The sequence below is a fragment of the Bradyrhizobium sp. USDA 4501 genome (assembly GCF_054062115.1).
Window position 1 is genome coordinate 225,870 of sequence record NZ_JBSSEX010000001.1, and the last position, 19,182, is coordinate 245,051.

General features: G+C 63.5%; 21 protein-coding genes and 2 pseudogenes. 12 read left to right on the plus strand and 11 right to left on the minus strand.

What is annotated here, in order from left to right; genetic code table 11:
- The first annotated feature begins 104 nt into the window (after positions 1-104).
- From ACVWZM_RS01035 to ACVWZM_RS01060, 6 genes and pseudogenes are all read left to right on the plus strand, one after another.
- Positions 105-722, plus strand: coding sequence for an FAD synthetase (locus tag ACVWZM_RS01035; RefSeq protein ID WP_246786706.1), 618 nt, complete (start codon positions 105-107; stop codon positions 720-722).
- A complete protein-coding gene (locus ACVWZM_RS01040; RefSeq protein ID WP_141342333.1) occupies positions 719-1,243 on the plus strand; it encodes a flavin reductase family protein in 525 nt (174 codons plus the stop codon). Before ACVWZM_RS01035 ends, ACVWZM_RS01040 begins: the two co-directional genes overlap by 4 nt.
- Before the next feature lie 176 nt (positions 1,244-1,419).
- Positions 1,420-1,533: pseudogene (locus ACVWZM_RS01045) on the plus strand (dioxygenase); the annotation flags it as partial.
- 119 nt (positions 1,534-1,652) lie between these two features.
- Entirely contained in the window at positions 1,653-2,192 is a 540-nt protein-coding gene (locus tag ACVWZM_RS01050) for a dioxygenase family protein (protein ID WP_456851497.1), read from the plus strand.
- Positions 2,193-2,259: 67 nt separating this feature from the next.
- Positions 2,260-3,438 (plus strand): muconate/chloromuconate family cycloisomerase, encoded by a 1,179-nt coding sequence (locus tag ACVWZM_RS01055; RefSeq protein ID WP_141342331.1) that lies wholly within the window; start codon positions 2,260-2,262, stop codon positions 3,436-3,438.
- Positions 3,439-3,624: 186 nt separating this feature from the next.
- Positions 3,625-4,521, plus strand: coding sequence for a LysR family transcriptional regulator (locus ACVWZM_RS01060; protein WP_076826426.1), 897 nt, complete (start codon positions 3,625-3,627; stop codon positions 4,519-4,521).
- A 9-nt stretch (positions 4,522-4,530) separates the two neighbouring features.
- Here ACVWZM_RS01060 and dusA read toward each other — a convergent pair whose 3' ends face one another.
- A complete protein-coding gene (dusA, locus tag ACVWZM_RS01065) occupies positions 4,531-5,526 on the minus strand; it encodes a tRNA dihydrouridine(20/20a) synthase DusA (protein ID WP_256520561.1) in 996 nt (331 codons plus the stop codon).
- A 135-nt stretch (positions 5,527-5,661) separates the two neighbouring features.
- Between dusA and ACVWZM_RS01070 the strand changes: the two genes are divergently transcribed.
- The 3 genes from ACVWZM_RS01070 (at position 5,662) to ACVWZM_RS01080 (ending at position 7,925) form a co-directional block, all read left to right on the plus strand.
- A complete protein-coding gene (locus ACVWZM_RS01070; protein WP_233475717.1) occupies positions 5,662-5,922 on the plus strand; it encodes a hypothetical protein in 261 nt (86 codons plus the stop codon).
- A 750-nt stretch (positions 5,923-6,672) separates the two neighbouring features.
- Complete coding sequence (locus tag ACVWZM_RS01075) at positions 6,673-7,338, plus strand: hypothetical protein (protein ID WP_076826722.1); 666 nt, start codon at positions 6,673-6,675, stop codon at positions 7,336-7,338.
- On the plus strand, positions 7,335-7,925 hold the full coding sequence (locus tag ACVWZM_RS01080; RefSeq protein ID WP_076826425.1) for an RES family NAD+ phosphorylase: 591 nt from the start codon (positions 7,335-7,337) through the stop codon (positions 7,923-7,925). Before ACVWZM_RS01075 ends, ACVWZM_RS01080 begins: the two co-directional genes overlap by 4 nt.
- Before the next feature lie 27 nt (positions 7,926-7,952).
- Here ACVWZM_RS01080 and ACVWZM_RS01085 read toward each other — a convergent pair whose 3' ends face one another.
- The gene (locus ACVWZM_RS01085; RefSeq protein ID WP_244558751.1) at positions 7,953-8,195 is read right to left on the minus strand and encodes a DUF3363 domain-containing protein; all 243 of its coding nucleotides are present in this window, start codon (positions 8,193-8,195) and stop codon (positions 7,953-7,955) included.
- Between the two features lie 20 nt (positions 8,196-8,215).
- Here ACVWZM_RS01085 and ACVWZM_RS01090 point away from each other — a divergent pair.
- A pseudogene (locus ACVWZM_RS01090) lies at positions 8,216-8,455 on the plus strand (DUF2000 family protein); the annotation flags it as partial.
- Positions 8,456-8,664: 209 nt separating this feature from the next.
- Here the strand turns inward: ACVWZM_RS01090 and ACVWZM_RS01095 are convergent.
- Positions 8,665-9,459, minus strand: a complete 795-nt coding sequence (locus ACVWZM_RS01095; RefSeq protein ID WP_141342328.1) for an enoyl-CoA hydratase/isomerase family protein — start codon at positions 9,457-9,459, stop codon at positions 8,665-8,667.
- A 189-nt stretch (positions 9,460-9,648) separates the two neighbouring features.
- Here ACVWZM_RS01095 and ACVWZM_RS01100 point away from each other — a divergent pair, with 189 nt between their 5' ends.
- Positions 9,649-10,158: a ParB N-terminal domain-containing protein gene (locus ACVWZM_RS01100; RefSeq protein ID WP_141342327.1), complete on the plus strand. Its 510-nt coding sequence runs from the start codon at positions 9,649-9,651 to the stop codon at positions 10,156-10,158.
- Positions 10,159-10,377: 219 nt separating this feature from the next.
- Here ACVWZM_RS01100 and ACVWZM_RS01105 read toward each other — a convergent pair whose 3' ends face one another.
- The 7 genes from ACVWZM_RS01105 to ACVWZM_RS01135 form a co-directional block, all read right to left on the minus strand.
- Positions 10,378-10,779, minus strand: a complete 402-nt coding sequence (locus tag ACVWZM_RS01105) for a Zn-ribbon domain-containing OB-fold protein (RefSeq protein ID WP_141342326.1) — start codon at positions 10,777-10,779, stop codon at positions 10,378-10,380.
- Between the two features lie 83 nt (positions 10,780-10,862).
- Positions 10,863-12,059 carry a thiolase C-terminal domain-containing protein gene (locus ACVWZM_RS01110; RefSeq protein ID WP_316394811.1) on the minus strand — a complete coding sequence of 399 codons (1,197 nt, stop codon included), beginning with the start codon at positions 12,057-12,059 and terminating at the stop codon, positions 10,863-10,865.
- Positions 12,056-13,339: a CaiB/BaiF CoA transferase family protein gene (locus tag ACVWZM_RS01115; protein ID WP_456851499.1), complete on the minus strand. Its 1,284-nt coding sequence runs from the start codon at positions 13,337-13,339 to the stop codon at positions 12,056-12,058. The genes ACVWZM_RS01110 and ACVWZM_RS01115 overlap by 4 nt, the downstream gene beginning before the upstream one ends.
- A 53-nt stretch (positions 13,340-13,392) precedes the next feature.
- On the minus strand, positions 13,393-14,616 hold the full coding sequence (locus ACVWZM_RS01120) for an ABC transporter substrate-binding protein (RefSeq protein WP_456851501.1): 1,224 nt from the start codon (positions 14,614-14,616) through the stop codon (positions 13,393-13,395).
- A gap of 27 nt (positions 14,617-14,643) precedes the next feature.
- Positions 14,644-15,609, minus strand: coding sequence for a PDR/VanB family oxidoreductase (locus tag ACVWZM_RS01125; RefSeq protein WP_141342322.1), 966 nt, complete (start codon positions 15,607-15,609; stop codon positions 14,644-14,646).
- On the minus strand, positions 15,606-16,925 hold the full coding sequence (locus tag ACVWZM_RS01130) for a Rieske 2Fe-2S domain-containing protein (RefSeq protein ID WP_141342321.1): 1,320 nt from the start codon (positions 16,923-16,925) through the stop codon (positions 15,606-15,608). The genes ACVWZM_RS01125 and ACVWZM_RS01130 overlap by 4 nt, the downstream gene beginning before the upstream one ends.
- A gap of 13 nt (positions 16,926-16,938) precedes the next feature.
- On the minus strand, positions 16,939-17,265 hold the full coding sequence (locus tag ACVWZM_RS01135; protein ID WP_456851503.1) for a hypothetical protein: 327 nt from the start codon (positions 17,263-17,265) through the stop codon (positions 16,939-16,941).
- Between the two features lie 207 nt (positions 17,266-17,472).
- On the opposite strand from ACVWZM_RS01135, the gene ACVWZM_RS01140 reads away from it, so the two are divergent.
- Positions 17,473-17,967, plus strand: coding sequence for a MarR family winged helix-turn-helix transcriptional regulator (locus tag ACVWZM_RS01140; RefSeq protein ID WP_253587174.1), 495 nt, complete (start codon positions 17,473-17,475; stop codon positions 17,965-17,967).
- A gap of 21 nt (positions 17,968-17,988) precedes the next feature.
- Here the strand turns inward: ACVWZM_RS01140 and ACVWZM_RS01145 are convergent, their stop codons facing one another.
- A complete protein-coding gene (locus tag ACVWZM_RS01145; protein ID WP_141342319.1) occupies positions 17,989-19,182 on the minus strand; it encodes a CaiB/BaiF CoA transferase family protein in 1,194 nt (397 codons plus the stop codon).

Genomic DNA, 19,182 nt, shown 5'->3' on the forward strand with positions numbered 1-19,182 from the left:
AGACCGGCCTGGCTCGGGCTATGACTCGATGGCACGGACCGGACGGCAGGGATCGTTCGGCCGGCGCAAGCCGCAGCTGATGCAGCACGGCAAGGGAGCGAACCATGGGCAAGGGTTTTGACAGCAGCGCTGTCGCTTTCCATCGCGATGGGAAATTGGCCCTCGACGCCTGCGTCGTGACCATCGGCGCATTTGACGGCGTCCACCGCGGCCATCAGGAGCTGCTGCGGCAGACCATCGCGGCAGCGCGGCGCCGCGGCATTGCAGCCGTGGTCTACACCTTCGATCCGCCGCCAAAAGTGTATTTCGGCCAGGCCAAGCCGCTGATTTCGCTTCGCGAAAAACTCGAGCGCATCGCAACATTCGCGCCTGACCACGTCGTCGTCGCCGATTTCAACCAGATCTACGTCCGGCGCACCGCGCTCGATTTCCTCGCCGAATTGCAGCTTCTGCGACCACGCGAAGTCATCGTCGGCGAGGATTTCCGCTTCGGGTCCTGCAAGGGCGGCACCGCGCTGCTGTTGCGGCAGCACTTCAACACCCGCATCCTGCCGCCGGTGCGCTGCGGCAATGGCGAGATCGTCTCCAGCAGCCGGATTCGCGCCTTGCGACGATCCGGCCTTGCCGCCACCGCGGCGACGCTGGAAAACTGGCGGGATATCGTGACCGCGCCACCGGCCAACCGATCCGGTTTGGCCCAACTCGAGGTCGCAAGCCAATGACCGCCATCGATCCGCGAGAGTTGCGCTATGCCTGTGGCCAGTTCGGCACCGGCGTCACCATCATCACGACACATTGCGAGGGCCGCGATCACGGCATGACGGCCAACGCCTTCATGTCGGTCTCGCTCGATCCGCCGCTGGTCGCGATCTCGATCGCGAAGAGCGCGAAGATGCTGTGCAACATCCAGAACACCGGCCGCTTTGCGGTCAGCATCCTCGCCGAGGGCATGGAGGATCTCGCCTGGCATTTCGCCGGCAAGCCCAAGCTCGACCTCTGTGACGTGTTCGAGCGCCGCAACGAGTTGCCCGTCATCGCCAACGCGGCAGCGTATTTCGTGACCGATCTCGCCGATGAGATCGTCGCGGGCGACCACACCATCTTCCTCGGCCATGTTCGCGAGATGGCGCTGGAGCCCGGCAAGAAGCCGCTGCTGTTCTGCCGCGGCCGCTTCGGCGGCCTTGCCGATCCGCACCCTGCACCCGCGACGCTGGAGAATGCCGCTTACGAATTTGTCTGGTGAGACCAGCAACCGATATTCCCGAGAACGGGAATGCAAGTTTGAGGAAACTGCAAAAAAAAGGAGGAACGACCATGCTGAACGTCAACAAGGACACCATCACCGACCACGTGATCGCCGCGCTCTCCAAGGACATTCCGGATCGCAACCGGCAGATCATGACGAGCCTGATCCGCCACATGCACGACTTCTGCAAGGAGGTCGACCTGACCTTCGCCGAGTGGTTCGCCGCATGCGAATTCCTGCGCCGCGCCGGCGACATCTCGGACGAGAAGCGCAACGAGTTCATCCTGATCGCCGACATCCTCGGCGTCGAGGTGCTGGTCGACATGCTCGATCATCGGGTCACCGACGGCGAGAGCGAGTCGACCGTGCTCGGACCGTTCTACCGGGGGGGGGGGAAAACCCGCCGGTGCTGCCCAAGGGCGCCTCCATCATCAAGAAGACGTTCGACAACGCGCAGACCGTCAAGGTCTCAGGGCGCATCAGCGACACCGCGGGGCGGCCAATCGAGGGCGTCACGATCGACGTCTGGGAAGACGCGCCGAACGGCCTCTACGACCTGCAGGATCCGGAACAGCCGGCCTACAATCTGCGCGGACGCTTCACGACCGAGGCCAACGGCGAGTATGCCTTCATGGCGCTCCGCCCCGAGCCCTATCCGATCCCCTATGACGGCGCCGGCGGCGAGCTGCTGAAATATATGGGCCACCATCCCTGGCGTCCTGGCCACATCCATTTCATGCTTTCGAAGGACGGCTATCAATCGCTGATCTCGCAGATCTACGATTCCGAGACCAAGTATCTCGACAACGACTCGGTGTTCGCCGTGAAGCAGAGCCTGATCGGCAAGTTCGCCAAGGCCCCCGCCGGCGCCGACACCGATCTGGTTCTCAACTTCGACTTCAAGCTCAAGAAAGCCGCCGTCGAACGGCTCGTCGCGGCCGAGTAAGACCCGTTACGTCCTGCCAGGCCCATCAGCCTGGCAGGGCTCACTCTGAACTGACCTGCGAGGACATATGAGTCGTGCCGTGATCGAAATCGCCGAGCCCGTGGAGCGCGTGCAGGCTCACGCGAAGGACACTGCGATCCGCAGCATCCGCGCGACCATCGTGGAGGCACCGACCCGCCGCCGGCACAAGCTCTCGAACACGGAAGTCACGCATCAGGGTTACGTGCTGGTGCGCGTCCTGCTCGATAACGGCGTGACGGGCATCGGCGAAGCCTCGACGCTCGGCGGGCCGCGCTGGGCCGAGGAGAGCGTGGAGTCGATCAACGCCGCGGTCACGAATTATCTGGCGCCGGCGCTGCTCGGACAGCCTGCGCTCGCCTTCGAAGCCAATGCCTTGCGCATGAGCAAGGCCGCCACCCGCAATTTCGCCGCCAAGGGCGCCATCGAGTCCGCCCTGCTCGACGCCACCGGCAAGACGCTGGGCCTGCCCGCCAGCGTGCTGCTCGGCGGCGCCGTGCGCGAACGCATGGAGGTGATCTGGGCGCTGGCCTCGGGTGACAGCAGCCAGGAGGTGGAAGAAGCGAAAGAGAAGCTGCGGCGCCGCGAACACCGCCAGTTCAAGATCAAGTTCGGCTTCAACCGCCCGCAGGTCGATCTGAAGCGGTTGCAGGCGCTGCGCGCCGGTCTCGGCGATGAGGTGCGCCTGATCGTCGACGTCAACCAGGGCTGGACCGAGGCCGAATGCATCCGTTTCATGCCCGCGCTGGAGGAGCTGGATGTTGCCCTGATCGAACAACCGGTGTCGGCGCTACAACTGGAAGCGATGGCGCGGGTCGCGGCCCGCACTTCGATCCCGTTGCTGGTGGACGAAGCGGCTTTCACCAAGGAGGAAATCGCGCGCGCGGGCGCGATGGGCTGCGGCAGCGTCTACTCGCTGAAGCTCGTCAAGAGCGGCGGCCTGTTCGAGATGAAGCGCGCCGCGGCGGTCGCCAGCGCGCACGGCCTCGAGCTCTATGGCGGCTGCCTGCTGGAGAGCAGCATCGGCGCGGCGGCGCATCTCGCCGCCTTCGCCACCATGCCCAGGCTCGAATGGGGCACCGAACATTTTGGTCCGCGAATCCTGGTGGAGGATCTGGTCGTCAAGCCGATCAGATTCGACGAGTTCGAAATCTGCGCCCCTGACGGCCCCGGTCTCGGCGTAGAGGTCGACGAGGACAAGATCCGCGCCTTCGCCCGGAAGGACTAGCCGGATGGCGTCGTTCCCGCGGACAATTGACAATCCACGGGCCCACGCCCAGTCTTCGCGTCGGAACCGTCGTCTCGATCGTGAGCACATGACCACGCGATATCGAACCCGGCAGGATTTTTCCGCCGCTTCCGCGGAAGCGCGCGAGCAAGCGTTCGGCTAGCCGTGCCCGATCGCGACGATGTCATGGATCTCAGGCGGCTGGTCTATTTCGTCGCCGTCGCCGAAGAACTGCATTTCGGCCGTGCCGCATCGCGGCTCGCGATCGCGCAGCCGCCGCTCAGCCGGCAGATTGCGCAACTCGAGAGCGATCTCGGCGTCATGCTGATCGACCGGAGCCGCAGCCAGATCCGGCTGACCCAGGCCGGCAGCGTTCTTCTGGAACGTGCGCGCGACGTGCTGGAGCGGCTCGACCGCACGCACCGCGAGATCAAGCGGATCGGCGAAGGCTTTTCCGGGCACCTGCGCGTCGCCTTCGTCGGATCGGCGACCTATGGCGTGCTGCCAAGCGTGATCCAGGCGTTTCGTTCGGCCTATCCTGACGTCGAGCTCGCGCTTTCGGCGATGAACAACGCCGAGCAGAAGCGCGCGGTGATCCAGCGCGAGATCGATATCGCCATCGCCCGCCCCTCGCTCGACGACGAGGAGCTGAAGTCCGAGCCGCTGCTGCAGGAGCCGCTGATCCTCGCGCTCTCTGACACTTCGCCCCTGCTCGAGCAAAAGGTCCCGCGGCTGGCGGCGCTGAAGGCCGAGACGTTCGTCCTCTACCCGCGCAAGCCGCGCCCGAGCTTCGCCGACCACATCCTCAATATCTGCCTCGAAGAAGGCTTCATTCCGAAATCGCAGGTGCTGGCCCAGGACTATCAGACCGCGATCAGCCTGGTGTCGGTCGGCGTCGGCATCGCGCTGGTGCCGAAATCGGTCTCGGAGGCAGAGCGACCCGGCGTCGCCTACCGCGCCTATGAGGGACACAATCCGGGCACTGCGCTGTCGCTGAACTACCGGCGCGACAACCGGATGCCGCATCTGTTCAATTTCCTGAAGGTCGCACAAGACGTCACGCGGCGTCAGCGCAAGCCATAACGATCGCCCTCAGGCCGCGACCGCCGCCGGCGTGCGATCGTCGACGCATGCGATCGCCTCGCGCAGCACATCGATGTCAGCCCCCGGCCGAACGCCGTTCTCCGCGAGGTGCCTGCGGAACGCACGCGCGCCCGGGACGCCATGGAAGGCGCCGACGAAATGCCGCGTGATCGAATGCAGTCGCGTGCCTTCGGCAAGCCGCCGCTCGATATAGGGCAGCATCGCCGCGAACACGTCCTTCATCGTCACGTGCGGCGCAGTCTCGCCGAACAGCTCGGAATCGACGGTGAGCAGCCGCCACGGCTCCTGATAGGCCGCCCGCCCCAGCATCACGCCATCGACATGCGCCAGATGCTGCTTCGCTTCGGCGAGGCTCGTGATGCCGCCGTTGATGATGATTGGCACATCCGGCAACGCCGCCTTGAGGCGATAGACCCGATCGTAGTCGAGCGGCGGGATGTCGCGGTTCTCCTTCGGCGACAATCCGTTGAGCCAGGCCTTGCGCGCGTGCACGACGAGCGCGGCCGCGCCCGCGGCAATCACGGCGCGCGCCAGCGTATCGAGCGCGACTTCCGGATCCTGGTCGTCGATGCCGATCCGACATTTCACTGTGACGGGAATCCGCACCGCGCGCTTCATCGCCGCAACGCCTTCGGCGACCAGCGCGGGCTCGGCCATCAGGCAGGCGCCGAAGCGGCCATCCTTCACCCGATCGGAGGGACAGCCGACATTGAGATTGATCTCGTCGTAACCGAACTGCTCGCCGATCCCTGCGGCGGTCGCCAGATCGCGCGGGTCGGAACCGCCGAGCTGCAACGCCACCGGATGCTCGCTGGCATCGAAGCCGAGCAGCCGTGCCCGGTCGCCGTGGATAATGGCGCCGGTCGTCAGCATCTCCGTATAGAGCCGCGCCCGCCGCGACATCAGCCGATGGAAGACCCGGCAATGCCGGTCGGTCCAGTCCATCATGGGCGCCACAGAAAAGAGATAGTCTTGCGATTCCAATGATTTACCTTAAGCTCTCAATGGGATGTAACAAGAACGAGTACCCGCCAAATTTGCTGAATTTGCACACGTTTGTACCCGTTTTGACCTCTCGACGCACACGTATCGCACACCGTTTGGGAAAAGCACACGACCATGGCCACCTTCACTCAGTTGCCGTCAGGGAACTGGCGGGTCCAAGTTCGCCGCAAGAACCGTTATGTGGCAGAGACCTTTCGCCGCCGCAAGGACGGCGAGGAATGGGCGCTCGACGTGGAGCGCAATATTGATCGTAGCGGGTCACCCAAACCGCGCGCTGCCGTAAAAGCGAAGACCTTCGGCGACATCATTGATCTGCACATTCAAGACATGCGCGAGTCGGCCGCCCCCCTCGCCGATCCAAAGCGGCCGTACTGAAGGCGCTCAAGATTGCAAACAGCGCGCCCGCAATGCCGCCAGCCGCGGCGATAGCCCCGCCCTCCTCAAATATCTCGGGCTCATAGGCGAACCACCATTCGAACAATCGCCAGGGCAGGTAGACCGGATAGCCGCTAATGGCGAACACGGCGCGCCAAGCCGCGCCTGAAATCCGAGCGCCGCCGCCGTCCATTGCGTCGCTCCCCATGTCGACGCGATGACGATGCCGAAGACAACGGTGATCTGACCGACGTAGATTTTTGCCGGAAACATTGTCCGCCCCACTCGACGCTCGCAACGAGCGCGGCTGAAAAGCGGGATGACGGCTCGCATTCAACCTGAATAAAAATCGCCGTCGGCAACGAGATCCGGCTCGATCAAACCCATCGAAGCAAGATCATTGTCGCGGCAGTCTCGGCGTGGGTGAGGAAGCTCCTCAATTGAAGGTGAATGGCATGATCAAACTGGATCACTGGTTCGGCCTTGCCCAGGATTGGTGATCGCGCATGCGCACACCGGCGAATGAACGAATCGAACGAGGGCCGCTTGTGCCTTCAACGTCGATGGTCGCATCGACCGTCAGCCTGAAAAAGGGCGCACGGTGACGAAAGCACTATCGCCGCGCGACGGGCTGCGCGATGGCAGCGATCTCGTACACGGATCAATTATACTACTATAATACCTCTGTTGTGGTTTGTCAAAGTTGACAAGGTTGCATTCGATACCGATATTGAAGGCGGAGTTCAGCTCATGTCCAAGGCACAGTCAAAGCCCTCCGGTACCGAGGATCTGTCCGTCCACGAGGACGGTGTGATGATGGTACTTAAGCAGAAACCCGCGGCCCTGAAGAGCCTCGCGCTTCCTGCCGACGCGCAGGTCGCCATCGTTTCCAAAAGCGTGACCGCACTGCAGAAGGTGCGTGAGCAGAACAAGCAACTAACGGGGCAAGCATTCCGGTTCTTCTCCGAGGCGGCGAAGAAAACCGCTGTCGTCAACAAGGACGCATTCGCGCCCAATGCCCGCGCGCTCGCCGTTCTCGAGGGCGTCCGCATTGCGCAGGAGGATCTTCGGCGATCCGGCGGTGCGTATGATCTGGACCAGGTCAGAACGCTCCTGCGGGGCATCTCCCGGCAGGCCGTCGACAAGCGCGTGCAGGAAGGCAGCCTCCTTGCGGTACCGGGTCCCAGCAACCACCGAAGCTTTCCGACGCTTCAGTTCAACGTCGACGGCACCGTCGTCGAAGGTCTCAAGTCCGTCCAGGAGGCGCTGCCGACCAACAACCCCTGGACGGTTCTGAACTTCCTCGCCCAGCCTGACGACCGGTTGGGTGGCCGCAAGCCGATCGACCTCCTGAGGGAAGGCAAGGTTGAACTTGTGGTCGAGGCCGCCCGGCGCATGGCTCAGCAAGGCGCGTGAGCGCTCCGCTGCCGCCGGACGATCTCGATCGTCGCCGTCCCCGCCAGGTCCGGCTGCGGGCGGGTACGGTCGTTCACCGGTTCTACACCGCCGGGTACGATCCAATCTTCTTCGATACATCGCGTCTCGGCCGGCTGAATGCGCCCGACGGGAGCTATGGCGTTCTCTATGCCGCCCGAGAGCCTTTTGGCGCCTTCGCGGAGACGTTCCTCCGCGTGCCGGGACGGACGCTGCTCGACCCCAGCCTGCTCCGTCGCAAGGCCTATGCTCGCCTCAAGATCACGGCAGATCTTTCGCTGGTCAGACTGGCCGGCCCCTCCCTCGCCATTCTCGGCGCGACCGCCGAGCTGGTGCATGGCGGACTGCCTTACGACGTGCCGCAGGCCTGGTCGAAGGCGCTTTTCAGCCATCCGCTCAATCCCGATGGCATCGCCTATTACGCCCGCCACGACGACGAAGGTCTCTGCTATGCGCTGTTCGATCGCGCACTCAGCTCAGTCAGAGAAATCGATCGACAGACCAACCTCGATCAGGACTGGTTCTGGCGCCTTGCGCAGCGATACAGGGTCGGACTTGCACCCGGCTAGCCGCGTCGAAGTCGGAGAGGCTCTGGACTAGCGTCCGATGCCGCGCTTCATTCCGATCGACCAGGAAATGCCCTCTCCGCCGACGCTGCCGCTGACGAGTTGGCCACGCGCGCGCTCCAGAACCGGCCGCCAGGGCACCAGGACGAATTCGCGCGACTGCTCGATCAGCGCGTACCGTCCGCTACTGAGCGTGAGCATTCGCTTGTAGACGCCGCTGAGGCTGTCGCCGGCCCTGACGTTGCGATATTCGCGCCCCGTAAGCTTGCCCACACAGTGCAAACCGTCCGGTACCAATTCTGCAAGCCACGCCCGAAGCGCTGTCCGTACTGCTGACGCGCGCGCAGCCATTGGCGAGCGGCGCCGTTTTGGTCCCCTTTCCTCAATTCGCCAGGGGACTCCACCGCTTTGAGGACTATCTCGCCGAATTTCCGCTGCGCGCGCTCTCGAACGAGACGATTGACGGCTTGGGCTTCTACGGGCCCGAGAAATGGGTTCGGTCGCTGACCGGCAATTTGAAGCTCTTGCGCTGAAGATAACGCCCCGTCGTGAACCTGAGGACTGACCTCATCATGAGCATGGTCGTGTACCCTTACGCCATGGCGCCATCCCCGCTCAAGCATAGCTGCGAGGTGCTCTCGTTGGGATATTAAGACTTCCAGCCCTCGTGAGCCACGTTTCAAGCTCACCGGGAAGCCCTCGCGTGCGAGCGTCCGGCTACCTCAAGGGGAGCCGTGTGACATTAGAGCTTCTGGATTTCGGCTGGTGGTCGGCCGGCCCGCAGGCCTTCCCGAGCCGAAGCTGTCCTCATCACGGTGGAAAAGCTTTTGCGCTCGTCAGCCAGGCCTTCGGCCAACGGACGGTCGAGAGCTGACCGGGTAAGGCGCTTGGCAAAGGCCAGGCCTTCGGCACTTCGGCCCGATAGCTCAGCGCCGATCTCAAGGGAACGCGCGAGCGGATCGGCGACGACCTCATGCACAATTCCGATTTCGTGCGCGCGCTGTCCCGTCACTGTCAGGCCACGAAGGATCATCTCGAGCGCCCTGGCCTCTCCAACGATCCTGGGCAAACGCTGTGTACCGCCACCACCCGGAAAGATGCCGATGCGCGTTTCCGGAAGCCCAATCGCCGTAACACTGCTCCCGGCGATGCGCAGGTCGCAGGCCAGCGAAAGCTCGAAGCCTCCTCCCATGCACAGGCCATTGATAGCCGCAATGACCGGCTTGTCGACCGCTGCAATCGCATCCGTCAGCGCGTGGAAACCGGGTGGTCGAGGACCAGGCGACGGCGGGGCGCGAGGCGCTCCGCGCTCAATCGCGTCTGCGGCCTCAGAGAGTTCCCCAACGTCGTAGTGACGGATGAAGATGCCAGGTAGGCCCCCTGTAATGACAATGACCCGGACCGATAGGGCCATCCCTGCAGCGGCTACCGCATCGAACATCTCAGCCGCCCCGACGGCCGTCATGGTGCCGAATGGGGCGTTAGCATAGGTGATGACACGGATCGCGTCGTGATCCTGGATGGAAACAAGGCGCATAGCCTACTCTCACTGCAACCGCTCGCCGGACAATCACGCGTTGGCGCTGCACCGCTCAGAATGCGCCCGGCTCCCGCACCGATCAAGCCTCGGCGCGCTAAGATTGCCATTGCAGCCGCGCGGTTCATTCTTAAAATCCTGCCTCTCCGGCATACGTTTCGGACGGGCCTGTACAGCGGAGTAGACGTTATGCCCAAACCGGAAAGCTTCCCAATCGAGAAGATCTACGTTCCCGTGAAAAGAAGGAAGGCAATCAAGCCTCAAGTCGTCGAGGAGATCGCTGGAAGCATTCTGGAAATCGGACAACAAACCCCCATTCTCGTCAGGCCCGACGAAGACCGCTTCGTTCTGGTCGAGGGACTACAGCGGCTCGAAGCTTGCAAGGCGCTTGGAGAGACGACGATTGTGGGAATCGTGGTCTCGGCGGAGGATGCTCAGCAAAGGACGCTCTTGTCCGAGGGACCCGAAGCAGATGCAGAACGCGACAAGATGGCGCGATTGAAAAAGCTGCGTCTTGAGAAGGAAGCTGCAGAAAGTTCGAGTGCTGCCTTGAACCGGACGGATAAGCAGCGAGCCCGCTCGGCAAGGGGCGCGGGCGAGAACCCGAGAACAACGCCAAGCCGGACCTCAGCGCCGACGCCGAAAAAGACGTTGTCAGATTGGATCGCCCAGCAGAAGCGCGACGGTGGCCGTTATTGATTGCCCGCCTTCGGTCCTGCATCCAACGTCATCTAGCTGGCGATGGATTTTTCTTGATCTCTCGCTGCTCAAGCGATCTTCTAAGTCACAGCAATACTTGAACTTTCGCCCCATCCATCCTGCGCTCGTTTGAGCCAGCTTAAGCCAAGAGAAATAACGTCGACACACCGGGTCCGGCTCGTCTGCGTCTGGATTATTCTTGCCAATCCACAAAACTTGTTAGCCGGTCGAGTGACCGTCCACCCGGTCAGCGCCTTGCTTCAGCCGCCATTGCAGCAACGAAAAGGATGGATCGGACTCCGGGTGATGTTCGAAGACTCCTCCAACCTCAGTTCCGATGACCACGGTCTGGCGCGGATCGCCCAGCAGATTACCCACCATGCGCACGCCACCGGCGTGTGGTAGCTCGACGAGCAGCGCGAGATACGGGCCGTGCTGCTTTAGCGCCGGGTATGACGGATGCCACACGCGTTCCCAACTGTAGATGCGGCCGGTCGGCTCGACGTCCGTCCACCTAAGGTCAAAGGAATGACAATTGTGGCAAATCCATTCAGGCCCGAACTGCCAGGAACGGCAGCGGACGCAGCGTTGCACCAGCAGGCGGTTTTCCCGCAGGCCCATCCAATACGGCGCCGAAAGCCCATCTGGGTCACTGACCGGAATGGGCAACCCGGCAGGGAGATAGTGCGCACGTGAAGACCCACTCATAGCGTCGCCTCTGAACCCAGAATGAGGTTGCTGGCCGGCGTCACCATCGGGCCGCCGATCACCAGCGCCACATCATTTCGTCGAGCCTGGCTCGCCGACGCGCCACGCACCTGACGAACCGCTTCCAACACCAGCTCAAAGCCGTGCATGTAGCATTCGGCAAGGTTGCCGCCACTGGTGTTGAGCGGGAGCCTCCCGGATGGAGCGATCAAATTGTCGAAGGTCAGGAAGTCGTTGGCCTTCTCGGGCCTGAAGAAGCCGTGCTCCGCCAGCGCCATCACGACACCGCCGGTGAAGTTCTCGTACGCCTGGACCACACCGACATCTGACGGCCCTACCCCGGCCATGCGGTACAGATCGGATGCAACGGTGCCGAAGTTCGCGGTGGCGTAGAGCGGCGCATTGTGCGCCGTTGCCGCCGCACGATGTCCGGATCCGAAGGCCGCACCGAGCAGATAGGCCGGCTTGTGCCGGAAGTCGCTGGCGCGCTCTGCCGATACCAGCACCAATGCCGCTGCGCCGTCATTTTCCATGCAGCAATCGTAAAGATGGAAGGGCTCCACGATCCAGCGCGAGGCATCGTACTTCTCGATATCCAGCGGCTTGCCTCGCATCACCGCGCGCGGGTTGGCCTGGGCATGATGATAGGAGGCGAGCGCAATCGCGCGCAAAGCCTCCTGTCGCACGCCATGCTCGTGCATGTAGCGTTGCACCCGCATGGCAAAGCGCTGCGGGGGAGCCAGCACCCCATAGGGCATCAGATAGGACCGTTCGCCCGAAACGGTGTGAATCCCGGCTGCCTGTCCGAAACGGCCATATTGGCCCTGCGCCAATGAGCGGAACACCACGACACAATCGGCAAGGCCCGCGACGATCGAGGCGGCCGCATTGGCAACCGCCGCGCTGCAACCGCCGCCGCCTCCGCCCCATTGCATGGTCGCGGAGCGCAGTCGATGCGTACCCAGCGCCGCAGCCAGCCGTGACGCCTCGCTGCGATCGTCGCTGTAGGACGAGAAGCCATCGATCTCGCGGGGATCGAGCCCGGCATCCTCGCAAGCCGCCAGGATCGCCTTCAACGCGAGCTTGAATTCCGGATCGGGAGAAGCGCCATGACGATAATATTCGGTTTCACCGATCCCGATCACGGCCACACGGCCCCGCAGCGTCCGCTCGTCTCGCGCGCGCCCGGTCACGGTTTGGCATCCTGTCGCGAAGCCTCGCTGCCGAAGGCTCCGCCTCCGGCAAGGCGCGCGATCTCCGTCTTGTCGTAGCCGAGCAATTCAAGCAGCACGTTCTCGGTGTGCTGCCCAACTGCCGGTGCCGCAACGGGATCCACGATCGGTGTCCGCGAATACCGGATCGGCAGGTTCACGTTCGGCACCCACCCCACCGTCTCATGCGGGATCCGGGTGACGATCCCGCGCTCCCTCGCCTCGGGCGAACGGATCGCCTCGCCGACGGTGCGCAGCTGGCCGCAGGGCACGCCGGCCGCCCGCATCCGCGACTGCCAGTGCGACCAGGGCTGCCGGGCAAAGGCATCGCCGAGGATCGCGAACAACTCCTCGCGCCGGCGGATTCGATCGGGGCCGGTTGCATAGATTTCGGCCCCCGCGAGATCCTCGCGCTCGAGAACCTGCGCCGTCAGGCGCTGGAAGATCTTGTCGTTGCCGCAGTTGATATAGAAGGAGCAATCGCTGGCCTGGAACACACCCGACGGACACGTGTCCGGGCTGGTGTTGCCGCTTCGCCTCGGATCGGCACCGCTAAAGAGCGACTGCGTGGTCGCGTAGCCGGTCATCAGGACGGCGTTCTCGAACAATGACACCTCGACGGCCTGGCCGTGCCCGCTGCGCTCGCGCGCCAACAGGGCGCCAAGGATCGCATTGCTGGCCATCATCGCAGTGCTGATGTCCATCACCGGCGACAAAGCCCGCACGCCTTCGCGGTCGGCATAGCCGTTCATCGACACGAAGCCGCTCTCGACCTGCGCGATCGGATCAAAGCCAAGCCGGTCCGAAAATGCCCCGTCGCGGCCATAGGCCGACACCGAGCAGTAGATGATCTCGGGTTTGATCTTGCGGCAGCTCTCGTAGTCGAGCCCCAGCCGTGCCATCACGCTCGCGGAAAAATTCTCGACAAGGACGTCCGCCGTCGCGATCAGCTCGCGCGCGATCTTCAAGCCCTCCAGAGATTTGAGATCGAGGGCGACGCTGCGCTTGTTCCGGTTGGTCCACAGGAACGGCGCGCCGTGCCTGAGATCGGGATGCACCGGGGGATAACGGCGCAGATCGTCGCCGCGGCCCGGCGCTTCGATCTTGATCACCTCGGCCCCCATGTCGGCGAGGATCATGGTGGCAAACGGCCCCGCGATGAAATGCGAGAAATCGATCACCCGGATCCCCTCAAGCGCTCTTGGCGCGCCGGCGGGACGAGGCGTGTGCTCGGGGAAGTCGGCTTCAAGCTGATCCAGCATCGGGATATCCGTCAATTTGAGCAGTGTTGATCCAAGGATCGCGGCCGTCGTCGTCAATTGCTCTTCGGCGGGTCGACGAGCGAGCAACCGCCCTGGTCGAGCGGCCGGAAGGCTTCCGGCCCGGACAGCGCGCCGACCTGCTCCAGCAGGTCCCACTTGCTCTTCGAGGCACTCGGGCTCTTCACCTTGAAGATGTACATGTTGTGGATGGCGCGGCCGTCGGCGCGCACCACGACTGGCCCGAACAAGGCGTCATCGATCGGCTTCTCCTTCAGCTTCTGGATCACGGCCGGCGCGTCATTGGTTCCCGCCGCCAGCGCCGCGTTCAGATAGGCCAGCACGGAGGAATAGACGCCGGCGTGGAAGGCGGTCGGCGACTGCCCATGCTGCCGCTCGCCGAATTTGGTCGACCAGGCGCGGCTGGCATCGTCGAGGTCCCAGTAGAACGGCTGCGTGATGATCAGCCCCTCCCCGACCGCAAGCCCGCTAGACTCGACATCGTTGGTGGTGGTCAATAGCGCGGCGAAGGTGCGCCCGCTCTGCTTCAGCCCGAACTCGGCGGATTGCTTGATCAGGCTGACGGTGTCGCCACCGGCGGTCGCGAACGCGATCACGTCGGCGCCCGAGCCTTCGGCCTGCAGGATGAACGAGGCATAGTCCGCATTGTTGATCGGTACATTGACCGATCCGAGAACGGTCCCGCCGCCGGCACCGATCACCGCCGTTCCGTCGCGCACCATCGATTTGCCGAGCGCATTGTCGGTGGCGATGAAGTACCATTTCTTGCCGCCGTGATGCACGAGATAGGCGCCGATGGTGTGAGAGGCCGCCCAGGTATCGAAGGTCCACTGAATCGTATTGGGTGAGCAGTATTTCCCGGTCAGGTCGGACGACGCCGCGCTCGATGCGATCAGCGCCGCTTTGGTGCCGCGCATGACCTCGTTGACCGCCAGCCCAACGGCCGAGTTCGGCACGTCGGCGATCGCATCGACCTTCTCCTGATCGATCCAGCGGCGCGCGATGGCGGCGCCAACATCAGCCTTGTTCTGGTGATCCGCCGAGACGATCTCGACCTTGAAATCCGGATGAAGCCGCATGAAGTCCTCGGCCGCCATTTTGGCCGCTGTCACAGAACCTTCGCCGGCATTGTCCGAGTAAGGGCCGGACGCGTCGTTGAGCACGCCGATCTTCAGAGACCGCGCGGCGACCGCCGTCGCCGGCGAACCGGCACAAAAGGCCAGGAGAGCTATTCCGGCTATCTGCGAAAGATACTTCATTGTTTCCACCCGTCGTATGTTGTTGTGTCAGAGATCGAGCACAAGCGTCCGGGACTTGGCGCCCGAGCAGCAGATCATGACGCTCTTGTTCGCCGCCTGCTCTTCGTTGCTCAGGAACTGGTCGCGATGGTCGGGTATGCCCTCGAGCACGCGCGTCTCGCAGGTGCCGCAGACACCTTCGGTACAGGCATAGTTCGCGGCGATCCCGGCCTCCAGCAGCGCATCGAGGATCGTCTTGCCGGGCTCGACTGCAATCGTGCGGTTGCTTCGCGCCAGCTTGACGTCGAAGCCACCTTCGGTGGCTGGAGCTTCCCGGGCCTTGAAATATTCGACATGTACGTGATCGGCCGGGCGATCGGCCGTCGTCGCCTCGAGCGCCTCGAGCATGGGCACCGGACCGCAACAGTAGAGATGCGCGCGAGGCGGAGCGTTCCTGACGAGCGCCGGGAGATCGAACACCCGTCCCGATCGCTCGTCGTCGAAATCGAGATGTACCCTCGATCGATACGTGCCGAGTTCGTCGAGGAATGCGGCAGCGGCGCGCGTCCTCGCGGCATAGAACAGCTCCCAGTGACGTCCAAGCGCCTCAAGCCGTCGGATCATCGACAGCAGCGGCGTGATGCCGATGCCCCCGGCGATCAGGACAGAATGGTCGGCCTCCTCGCGGAGCGCGAAGTTATTCCGCGGCTCGGAGATCCTTATGATGTTCCCGACCCTGACGGTGTCGTGGACAAAGCTGGACCCACCCCGGCTCTCGCCATCCCTGTTCACCGCGATGACATACCGGTGCCGCTCGCATTGGTCGTTTACCAGCGAATAGCTGCGGATCATGCCGTTCGGCAGATGCAGGTCGATGTGGCTCCCGGCCGTGAACGGCGTCAGTTCGCCGCCCGTCGGGGCAATCAGCTCATACGAATTGATCCGCTCGGCCTCATATCCGATACGCTTGACCAGCACCTCCAGCGTACCAGCCGTGTGTTCGAATGCGCTCACAGCTCGTACCCGAAATCGGCGCCAAGCTTCGCACGCATGAACGGCGCGCCGACGTCAACCCACAAATCCTCCGGCGGCAACCGCAGCGAGACCGCTCGCACCATGAACACGTCCGGGTCCAAGACTCCTTTGGGCTTGATCGCGTGATCGCGATAGGCGCCAAGCGCTTCAAGAATGAAACGTCGCGTCATCGCGATGCCGGTATCACTTGAGCAGAGCGTCTCCTTGGTGCGATCAAAGATCGGCGAGACGCCGCTTTGGCAGGCGCCGTCCTGCACCCAGAGCCCCGGCAGGCCCGAGAACCAGGTGGTCCGCTGCGCCTCGTAGTCGAACTGAAAGCCGTTCTGCGGATTGTATTTCGTCCAGTAGCCTGCGTATGGGACCGTCACCGGGTGCTGGACGAGCGCGTGGCGGCTGGCATGACCACTCTCGCGGCCCTTGTGTCCTTCGGCGAAGACCTGCCGGGTTTTCTCCAGCAGCGGCTCCGATGGATGATAGGAGAACATGATGCAGAGCGTGTTCTCGTCATCGATCGGGACCCAGGCGTGCCCGCTCAAATCCGGGAACGGAGACAGCGGAGGCACCAGCGTATAGAACGGCAGCAGGAACTGGTTGACCCGCCAGTACAGCGTGTTGGCATCGTAATTGCGCCGCGCGGCGATGCTCATGCCGAAATCCTGCTTAATGCATTCGAAGGTCGGGCGCAGGTCGCGCTTCTGGATCCAGGCGCTCGTCGTGCCCTGCGCATCCAGTCGTCCATGAAGCAGCGGCGCGTGCGCTGAATCGATCTCACCCTCGACCGCCTGCAGCCAATTGCACTCCTGGACGCGAACCGAGATGTGCACCTGCTCGGCAGGCACCAGATTCCATTCGAGATTCGGCAGCGGCGGAAGCTCAGCCTGGTCGGGACCCATATAGGTCCAGATCATCCCGTTGCGCTCCTTGCAGGGATAGGCCTTGATCCGCACCCGCTCCTTGAGGCGACTGCGCACTGGCTCTGCCGGCATGTCAGTCACGGCGCCGGTGACGTCGAATTTCCAGCCGTGATAGACGCAGCGCAGCCCGCAATCCTCATTTCGTGCAAAGACCAGCGGCGCTCCGCGATGCGGGCAGGCCTGGTCGACCAGCCCGATGCGCCCCTCGGAATCGCGAAAGGCGACGAGATCCTCGCCCAGCAGCCGGATGCGCTTCGGCTGCCCGTCCGCGGCGAGATCAGCCGACGGCAGGAAAGGAATCCAGTACAGGCGGAAAAGTTCGCCGAGTGGCGTTCCCTTGCCGACCCTCACCAGCCGTTCATTGTCTTCGCGCGAGAGCATGGGGTCGCCTCCTTCAATTGCGTGTGGCCGGGCCTGCCGCGCCGCCGAGAAGCGCGGCGACACGGTCAGACAGTCCGAGATCCTGGGCGGTCCAGAGCGGATCGGATGCGGTGAGCGGCTGGCGTGGAATGGGAGGTTGCTTGCCCTGCTCCACCAGGCCGACAATCAATTCGATGCGCCGCCGCTCGAGCTCGCGCAGAGCGTCCTCGACGACGGCGGCTTCAGCCGTGCACCCCGGCAGCTCCGGATAGGCAAGGCGAACCCGCCACTTCCCCGGCTCGATTTCGACTGCCTCCGCCTCAAGCAAATAGGGAATCGACAGCAGCTCACGCAGGTCCAAGTTTCAACCTCCCTGAACGACGTCTTCGCATCGCATTTGATACGTATACGTACTACATTATCGGAAGGCTGGCAAGAGCCGAGGCCGACCCTGTCTCCCTCAGAAAGAGGCTGGTGACGTGGTTCGCCACAGGGTTGAGGACGATCAGCCAAGCTGCTAACGGCTAGGACGCAATTCGCAGAACGCAGCTGGGATCCAGACAACGGCATGGCAGCCGATAAAGGCAAGCAGACAACCTCGGCGGCAGACGTTGCACGCGACTGGCAGCTCGAGGGTGGTGTCGGATTCCTGTTGCGTCTGCTGGAGGCCCGCTACGATGGGCTTTATCAAAGCATGACGCGCCAGAGCGATATCACGCCGCGGCAGTTCGGTGTGCTGATGGCGCTGTATCAGTTAGGTCCTCTAACCCCCTCCGTGTTGGCCGAACGGATCAGCTGCGACCGCAACACGCTCAGCGAAATGCTGAAGCGCATGGTCGCGCGCAGACTGGTGTCGAAGAAAGACAATCCGGACGACCGCCGCTCGCTCCAGGTGCAGATCACGGCTAAAGGCGAGGAAGCGCTTCTCGCCGTCATTCCGGCCGCCACCGAGCTGCAAAACATCATGCTGGCCCCCCTTCGCAAGGAGGACCGCGCGCATTTCCTGAAATGCCTGTTGGCGATCGCGAAGGCTCCGCCGCCGGACAGTCCGGCCGATACGTGAAATCGCCGGCGTCCAGCGGCCCTACGCCTGCACCTTCCCGAACGTGCCCGCAGCGGCGAGCGTCGCGATTGCGTCCGGCGACAGGCCCAGGATCCGCGACAGCACATCGTCCCGCTGCGCGCCGATCCCGGGAACTCGACGTCCCATCGGCGTATCGGCCCCGGACATCTGCCATGGCGCATTGACGCCGATGAAGTCACCTGCCCCGTCCGAGACGGTCCCAAACACCCCACGTTGGCGCAAATGGGCATCGGTCAGCGCCGCGCCCGGCGTCCGGTACTCGGCGCAGGGAACACCGGCGCGATCCAGCGCCGCGATGCATTCAGCAACGGTGTGGCGTTCGGTCCATTTCTCGATCACCTGCATCATGGCGGTCCAATTGGCGCCGCGCGCTGGAATGGTCGAAAAGCGCGGATCGTTCACCAACTCTTCCTGCCCGGTCACCTCGCACAGCGCCGCGAAATTACGCGGCGTGACCGGGGCGATCAGAATATCGCCATCGCGCGCGCGGACCGGCCCATAGGTCGGGCGCGGCGAACGGATCGGGAATTGCGCCTCCTGAAGCTCATAGACCAGCAGATTCATCATGCAGTCCATCAAGGCTACATCGACGCGCTGTCCTTTCCCGGTGCGCGTTCGCTGGACCATCGCGGTCTGGATCGCGGAATAGCCGAAGATGCCGCCGAGGATATCGGCGACAAAGATCGCGCCCGGCGCGGGACGCTCCCGGTCACCGGCATAACGCATCAGGGAGTGATCGAATCCGCTCTCGGCATGGACGATCATCGCATAAGCCGCGCGCTCGGCTGCTGGGCCTGACTGGCCATAACCCGAGATCGAGCAATAGATGAGGCGCGGGTTGATCTCGCAGAGCGTCTCGTAGCCAAGACCAAGGCGGTCCATCACGCCAGGGCGGAAATTCTCGACGAGAATGTCCGCCTCCGCGACCATGCGATGTACGAGCCTGATGGCGTCGGCATTCTTCAGGTCCAGCGCCAGGCTACGCTTGCCGGCATTGAGCTGGCCGAAATAGGTGCTGTGGCCTTCCCGCAGCGGCGTTCGCAGCCGCATGTCATCGCCTTCCGGAGGCTCGATCTTGATGACCTCGGCGCCGACATCGGCGAGCAGCCGCGCGCAATACGGCCCTGCCACCATGATCGAGAAATCGAGCACGCGCACGCCGGTGAGCGGCGCCCTGTCGCCATCCTTCTGCAT

What these genes read in the sequence shown, in the direction of transcription:
- ACVWZM_RS01035 (WP_246786706.1), top strand. Translation starts at nt 105, where the DNA reads ATGGGCAAGGGTTTTGACAGCAGCGCTGTCGCTTTCCATCGCGATGGG.
- ACVWZM_RS01040 (WP_141342333.1), top strand. Translation starts at nt 719, where the DNA reads ATGACCGCCATCGATCCGCGAGAGTTGCGCTATGCCTGTGGCCAGTTC.
- ACVWZM_RS01055 (WP_141342331.1), top strand. Translation starts at nt 2,260, where the DNA reads ATGAGTCGTGCCGTGATCGAAATCGCCGAGCCCGTGGAGCGCGTGCAG.
- ACVWZM_RS01060 (WP_076826426.1), top strand. Translation starts at nt 3,625, where the DNA reads ATGGATCTCAGGCGGCTGGTCTATTTCGTCGCCGTCGCCGAAGAACTG.
- ACVWZM_RS01070 (WP_233475717.1), top strand. Translation starts at nt 5,662, where the DNA reads ATGGCCACCTTCACTCAGTTGCCGTCAGGGAACTGGCGGGTCCAAGTT.
- ACVWZM_RS01075 (WP_076826722.1), top strand. Translation starts at nt 6,673, where the DNA reads ATGTCCAAGGCACAGTCAAAGCCCTCCGGTACCGAGGATCTGTCCGTC.
- ACVWZM_RS01095 (WP_141342328.1), bottom strand. Translation starts at nt 9,459, where the DNA reads ATGCGCCTTGTTTCCATCCAGGATCACGACGCGATCCGTGTCATCACC.
- ACVWZM_RS01100 (WP_141342327.1), top strand. Translation starts at nt 9,649, where the DNA reads ATGCCCAAACCGGAAAGCTTCCCAATCGAGAAGATCTACGTTCCCGTG.
- ACVWZM_RS01105 (WP_141342326.1), bottom strand. Translation starts at nt 10,779, where the DNA reads ATGGGCCTGCGGGAAAACCGCCTGCTGGTGCAACGCTGCGTCCGCTGC.
- ACVWZM_RS01115 (WP_456851499.1), bottom strand. Translation starts at nt 13,339, where the DNA reads ATGCTGGATCAGCTTGAAGCCGACTTCCCCGAGCACACGCCTCGTCCC.
- ACVWZM_RS01120 (WP_456851501.1), bottom strand. Translation starts at nt 14,616, where the DNA reads ATGAAGTATCTTTCGCAGATAGCCGGAATAGCTCTCCTGGCCTTTTGT.
- ACVWZM_RS01130 (WP_141342321.1), bottom strand. Translation starts at nt 16,925, where the DNA reads ATGCTCTCGCGCGAAGACAATGAACGGCTGGTGAGGGTCGGCAAGGGA.
- ACVWZM_RS01140 (WP_253587174.1), top strand. Translation starts at nt 17,473, where the DNA reads ATGGCAGCCGATAAAGGCAAGCAGACAACCTCGGCGGCAGACGTTGCA.
- ACVWZM_RS01145 (WP_141342319.1), bottom strand. Translation starts at nt 19,182, where the DNA reads ATGCAGAAGGATGGCGACAGGGCGCCGCTCACCGGCGTGCGCGTGCTC.